A 5304-nucleotide genomic window follows, 5' to 3' on the forward strand; every position below is an offset into this window, starting at 1 on the left:
GGAGCAGGAACTCGCACCCTCGCAATCGACCGCGGCGGCGCTGTTCGACGACTTCACACCCGAGGAGCGAGCCGAGTTGCTCAGCCTGCTGGAGAAGGTGGCCGACTCCTTGCGCGCACGCGGGGTCGACACGCCGTTCCCCGATCGAGGCTGATCGCGAAACTGCCGGAACCCGCACGAAACCGGGATCGGACCGGCAGCGTCGCCTACGCCACCCGGGTGAGCCGCACGGCCCGGTGGCGACGGCCCCTCGGCTCCCCTTCGGCATCCGTTCGATCGCTTACCGCACCGCCGCATCCCGTCATCCACCAGTACCGTCTTCGGTCGACACCCCTTGCCAAACGGACTGCTGTCCACTACGGTCAGCCCTTGTGGACGATTGTCCGCTTAGGCCTGGTATCGCCTTATCCACGCGTCCAGCAGGCGTGTCCGGCGCTCCGTGAACGTCACGTTCGCCGCCCACGTCGGCACAAGACCCCATGCGCCGGGCGACACACGCATCGAGTAGATCCATGCGACGCCGTCCTGACGACCGGCGGTCTTCGCCGCCACCGCTGCGCGGTTGCCCACCCCTGAGTGGTGGCAGCACCGCGACCAGGCTCAGCTCTACTGAATGGAGATGTCCGTGACCACTGTCCAGGGAACAACCCTGATCCTGCCCACCCAGGATGGCGACGCCGACGCGTACCTGACCCGCCCGGACGACGATGCCCCGCACCCGTCCGTCCTCTTCTACACGGACATCATGGGCGTGCGGCCGGGCATGAAGAAGATGGCCGACCGACTCGCCTCGGCCGGCTACACGGTCCTGGTGCCCAATGTCTTCTACCGCACCAGCCCGGCGCCCGTGGTGGAGTTCCCCGACCCCATGACCCCGGACAATCTCTGGGACGTCGTCGGCAAGGCCGTTCCGGTGGCGCAGGCGCTGACCCCGAAGGACGCCATGCAGGACGCCCTCGTCTGGCTCGACTGGCTTCAGGCCAGCGAGTTCACCACCGACGGCCCCGTGGGCATCACCGGCTACTGCAACGGCGGCATGCTCTCCCTGCGCACGGCGGGCTCCTATCCGGACCGGGTCGCCGCCGCGGCCATCATCCACGGCTCCCACCTGATCACCGACGCTCCGGACAGTCCTCACCTGGTGGCCGACCGCATCAAGGCCGAGGTCTTCTTCGCCAACGGTGACAAGGACACGGTCAACACGCCCGAGGAGGTCGAGCAGTTCAACGGCATCCTCTCCGCGGCCGGTGTCCGGTACCGGAGTGAGATGTACCCGGGCGCCCAGCACGGCTTCGCCGCGGACGATCTCGTCCCCCTCTACGACAAGGAGGCGGCCGAGCGTCACTGGGTGGGCCTGCTGGACCTGCTCGGCCGCACTCTCTGAGCCTTCGCGGGCCGGACGATCCGAACGGTCGTACTCGATGTAACCGCTCTCGCGGTGCCGCGCTCACGCGGCACCGCGATCGTCGCCTACCGGGCGGCGGAAGGAAAACCGCAGCAAGGAAGAGGGAAGCATGCCTGAAGAGCACCTGGTGATCTCAGCCGAGATCCCCCGCAAGCTGCCGGACTCCTGGACCGCCAGGAGCCGTTGGGAGTTCGCCGAGGTTGCGCCGCTGATCATCGAGGCCGCCCGGGGCCCCGTACCGGGCACCCGGACGAGCACCTGGCCGGACGGCCGCTCGGCACCATCCGGCGTGCACGGTGAGCTCGCGGGGAGTTCCAAATGACTGGTGACGGCAGGCCCACTTCAGCATCGACTCAGCTCACGGACAACGCATCCGACCCCGCCGCGATACTCGGCACCTATGTGCTGCCCGGCCGGGGCGGTGCCACGCGCGACGGACTCGACCAGGCCCGGGTGGCCGAGGAGATCGGCTTCGGGTCGGTCTGGCTCTCCGAGAGCTGGGACACCAAAGAGCTCGGCGCGCTCGCCGGTGCGGTCAGCCAGGTGACCGAGCGCACCAGGATCGTGACGGCCACGACGCACTTCGGCACCCGCCACCCCCTCGTACTGGCCGGCCTCGGCACCACGCTCAACGCGCTGAGCCAGGGGCGCTTCGTGCTCGGTTTCGGGCGTGGTGGCGCGGCGGCCGGTCCGGTCCTGCGGGAGTTCGGCGGCCGGGCCGACACCATCGCGGCGATGCGGGACCACGCCGCCATCCTGCGCCGCATCTGGGCCGGTGAGCGCTTCTCGTACAGCGGTCCGGCCGGTGAGTTCGCCCACCTCGGCAGCCGCAACACGCCCCCCGGGCTGGCTCCGCCCTTGTTGCTGGCTGCCATTGGGGAGAAGACGCTGGCGCTGGCGGGGGAATGCTTCGACGGCGTCATCCTCGCCCCCTTCGTGTCGCCCGAGGGAGTCCGCCGCTCGACCGAGATCGTGCGCAACGCTGCCGCGGACGCCGGACGTGACCCGGCCGCAGTCCGCATCTACGGCATCGTCGTGGTCGCTCCCGACCTGCCGCCCGAGGAGCAGGCGGCGATCGTCGGTGGCCGAGCAGTGGGGTACTTCCAGGAACCGCGGGTCGCTCGCCGCATCGCCAATATCAACGGCTGGGACGCGAAGGTCTTCGAACCGCTCTGGCACCACCCCAAGTTCTCGGGTCCGGGCACGGCCTCCAGCGAGTTCCGCGCGGACGAACTCGTCGAGGTGAGCCGGCTGATCGACGACGAGTACCTCATGGCCGGCTCCTCGATCGGCACGGCGTCCGAGTGCGCGGACGGTTTGCGGCCGTTCCTGGAAGCCGGTGCCGACGAACTCGTCCTCCACGGAACCTCGGCCGACAAGTGCCGGGCTCTGGTGGCCGCTTTCCGGGAATCCCATGTCAGAAAAAGCACTGTGGGACAGACCGACGCTTCCGGAGCGGCCCGGTGACGGGCGGGCCCGACGACGGCCTCGGCGAGATCGCCGGCAAGCTGGCGAGAGTCCTGGAGCGACGCTGCGGGCTCGCCGACGTCGTGGTGGAGGACGCCCGCCGACCGGGCGGTGGGCATGCGGCCAACATGGTGCTGTTCACCGCGCGGTACCGGCAGTCCGACGGTACCGTCGAGCGGCGTCCGCTCGTCAGCCGAATGCAACAGGTGGACATCAGGCTCATTCCCCCGGACGAGTACGACCTGTTGCACGAGTTCCGGGTCATGGAGCAGCTCGCCGACTCCGAAGTGCGGGTGCCGCCCCTGGTGTTGGGTGAGGCGGACGGCGCCGAGCTCGGCTTCCCCTTCTACATCATGGGCCATGTGGACGGGCGGGTGGTCCAGGACCACCCGCCCTATCACGTGCACGGCTGGATCCAGGACCTCACGCCCGAGCAGCGGGCGCGGCACTGGAACAACGGCGTCGACATGCTGGCACGCCTGCACGCGATCGATCCATGGGAGCGCTTCGGCTTCCTCGACCGGCCCGAGCTGGGGCCCACCGGCCTTGACCAGTCGCTCCGTTGGATGCAGGACTGGTATCGATGGATCTGCGGCGGCGAGCGCCACGAGGTCCTCGACGCGGCGATGGCCTACATCGTCGAGAACCGTCCCGCGCACCACACGGACAGCGTGCTGTGGGGAGACGCCCGGATCGGCAACATCCTCTTCGACGTCGAGGGGGAGGTGAACGCCATCATCGACTGGGAGCTCGCCTCGCTGGGTCCGGGCGAACTCGACCTGGGGTACTGGATCGTGATGGACTTCCTGCTCGGGCCCGGCGTCTTCCTGGAGCGCCTGGAGGGCCTGCCCGGTCGTGAGGAGACGATCGCCCGGTACGAGCGGACGCTGGGCCGGCCGGTCGGCGACATCCGTTACTACGAGATCTTCGGTGCCCTGCGTTTCGCCCTCGTTCTGCTGCGGGTCGAAAAGCTCTTCCAGGCGGCCGGGCGACTGCCGGCCGAGAGCCGTTTCGGCCGCGGCAGCCACGCCGTGCACCTACTGGCGGAGCTCCTGGGCCTCAGGCCGCCGACGATCAGCCGGGACATCCTGGTCCGTCAGCGTCCTGACCTGCCCGACGACTTCGACGTGGAAGCCGTCTCTCGCCAGCCGTATGAAAAGGAAGGGTGAGCGCCCCCTCCCGCCGAGATCCGGAGCCCCGTCCCGCACAGCGTGCGGGACGGGGCTCCGGCTTGCCCGGCACCCGGGCGTCATGGCCCGCGGTGCTTGCGAAACCGACGTCAGCGGCGGGTGAGGCCTCCGTCGACGGCGAAGATCTGGCTGGTGATGAACGCCGCTTCGTCGGAGGCGATGAACGCCACCGTGTTGGCGACGTCCTCGGGCGTCTGCTGCCGCTTCAGAGCCTGCTGCTGCATGTGGTGCTCGAACACCTGCTCAGGAAGCCGGGAGAGCGTGAACGGGGTCCGGACCACGCTGGGGGCCACCGCGTTGACCGTGATGTTGTACTGCGCGAGGTCGGCCGCCATCGAGTAGGTGAGCCCGTTGATGGCGCCCTTGGAGGAGAGGTACGAGATAAAACGCGGAGTGTTCTCCCAGTAGGCGGTGGTCGTCATGTTGATCACCCGGCCGGCGCTGGACTCCTTGAGCTGGTCGAGGAACGCCTTGGACGTCAGGAAAATGCCGCCGGCGTTCACCGTCATGATCTTGAGCCAGCTGTCGAAGGTCGCGTTGTCGAAGTCGACCAGTTCCACGAGGGCCGCGTTGTTCGAGACGATGTCGACCGAGCCCAGAGCGTCCCGCACCTGTGCGGCGAAGGCGTTGATCTGTGCCTCGTCGGAGATGTCGACCTGGGCGCTGAAGAACCGCTGCCCGGCGGCCTTGACGAGTTCCGCGGTCTCGTCCGCCGGGTTGATGTCGGCGACCGCGATGTCGGCGCCCTCGGACGCCAGCTTCTTCGCGATCGCCTGACCGATCCCGCTGGCACCTCCAGTGACCACGGCGATCCTGCCTGCCAACCTTCCAGTCATATTGCAGCTCCTTGTCTTGCGTGCATCAGATAGACGGCCCCCGGGGACCCGGCGACGGCCGTCGCCGGACGGAGGCCAGTTGGCCCGGCTCGACCGGCCGGTCCCGCCGGCCGGTCGTCGGGTGTTCGTGGGGTGTTCGTGGGGGTCTTCGTGGGGTCTTCGGGGGTGTTCGTGAGGGTGTTCGTGGGGGTGTTCTTGTGGCGGGTGGCGGTCAGCCGCCGTTGACGACGGCCGCGGTGGCCCGCAGGGCCTGGGTCGCCCGGGGCAGATCGGCGTTGACCAGCCGGCCCTCGGACTTCACGACCTGCCCGGCGACGAGGACCGTGTCCACGTTGTGCGGGCCGGCGGCGACGACCACGGCCGCGACCGGGTCCCGGTCGGCGCCCAGGAGGTTGAGGTCGTCCAG

General features: G+C 69.0%; 5 protein-coding genes and 1 pseudogene. 4 read left to right on the plus strand and 2 right to left on the minus strand.

Annotation, left to right across the window (positions count from 1 at the left end; genetic code table 11):
* Nucleotides 1-625 precede the first annotated feature (625 nt).
* The 4 genes from GFH49_RS20825 (at nucleotide 626) to GFH49_RS20840 (ending at nucleotide 4041) form a co-directional block, all read left to right on the plus strand.
* A complete protein-coding gene (locus tag GFH49_RS20825) occupies nucleotides 626-1384 on the plus strand; it encodes a dienelactone hydrolase family protein (protein WP_155057607.1) in 759 nt (252 codons plus the stop codon).
* A 130-nt stretch (nucleotides 1385-1514) separates the two neighbouring features.
* Nucleotides 1515-1727: a hypothetical protein gene (locus GFH49_RS20830; RefSeq protein ID WP_155057608.1), complete on the plus strand. Its 213-nt coding sequence runs from the start codon at nucleotides 1515-1517 to the stop codon at nucleotides 1725-1727.
* Nucleotides 1724-2872, plus strand: coding sequence for a TIGR03857 family LLM class F420-dependent oxidoreductase (locus GFH49_RS20835; protein ID WP_155057609.1), 1149 nt, complete (start codon nucleotides 1724-1726; stop codon nucleotides 2870-2872). The genes GFH49_RS20830 and GFH49_RS20835 overlap by 4 nt, the downstream gene beginning before the upstream one ends.
* Nucleotides 2869-4041 (plus strand): phosphotransferase family protein, encoded by a 1173-nt coding sequence (locus GFH49_RS20840; protein WP_155057610.1) that lies wholly within the window; start codon nucleotides 2869-2871, stop codon nucleotides 4039-4041. The genes GFH49_RS20835 and GFH49_RS20840 overlap by 4 nt, the downstream gene beginning before the upstream one ends.
* Before the next feature lie 110 nt (nucleotides 4042-4151).
* Here GFH49_RS20840 and GFH49_RS20845 read toward each other — a convergent pair whose 3' ends face one another.
* Both GFH49_RS20845 and GFH49_RS39430 read right to left on the minus strand, forming a co-directional pair.
* Nucleotides 4152-4898 (minus strand): SDR family NAD(P)-dependent oxidoreductase, encoded by a 747-nt coding sequence (locus GFH49_RS20845; RefSeq protein WP_196218068.1) that lies wholly within the window; start codon nucleotides 4896-4898, stop codon nucleotides 4152-4154.
* Between the two features lie 211 nt (nucleotides 4899-5109).
* A pseudogene (locus GFH49_RS39430) lies at nucleotides 5110-5304 on the minus strand (amidohydrolase family protein); the annotation flags it as partial.

The organism is Streptomyces blattellae (genome assembly GCF_009709555.1).
GTDB classification, from domain to species: domain Bacteria; phylum Actinomycetota; class Actinomycetes; order Streptomycetales; family Streptomycetaceae; genus Streptomyces; species Streptomyces blattellae.